Genomic DNA, 540 nt, shown 5'->3' with positions numbered 1-540 from the left:
GGGTTCAGTTCTCATTACCCCTGATAGACTTCAGCTTGTCGGCACATCACGGAATTCAACGCTGGGGTTCAGTTCTCATTACCCCTGATAGACTTCGCACAACCGCCGAGCGGGGATACGACAAGCTGGGGTTCAGTTCTCATTACCCCTGATAGACTTCTGGACCATGGCGGTGCGGACGACTAGGTGCTGGGGTTCAGTTCTCATTACCCCTGATAGACTTCGCACAACCGCCGAGCGGGGATACGACAAGCTGGGGTTCAGTTCTCATTCCCCCTGATAGACTTCATGCAGAAACCCCGCCGTAAGCGGGAGGGCTGGGGTTCAGTTCTCATTACCCCTGATAGACTTCTTATAGCCGTCCGGCAGGAAGTGCAGGTGCTGGGGTTCAGTTCTCATTACCCCTGATAGACTTCGGACGATGAGGAACCAGGCAACTCAGGAGCTGGGGTTCAGTTCTCATTACCCCTGATAGACTTCGGACTCGGCAAAACAATCATCACCCTCAGCTGGGGTTCAGTTCTCATTACCCCTGATAGA

The 540-nt window shown here is 53.7% G+C and carries 1 CRISPR repeat array.

The features are described from left to right. Positions 1 to 60: 60 nt before the first annotated feature. Positions 61 to 540: direct repeats of the CRISPR family, unit length 32 nt; unit sequence GCTGGGGTTCAGTTCTCATTACCCCTGATAGA.

The sequence above is a fragment of the Corynebacterium sp. HMSC074H12 genome (assembly GCF_001813755.1).
In the GTDB taxonomy this organism is placed as follows: domain Bacteria; phylum Actinomycetota; class Actinomycetes; order Mycobacteriales; family Mycobacteriaceae; genus Corynebacterium; species Corynebacterium hiratae.
This window is presented reverse-complemented; position numbering and strand designations above follow the sequence as displayed.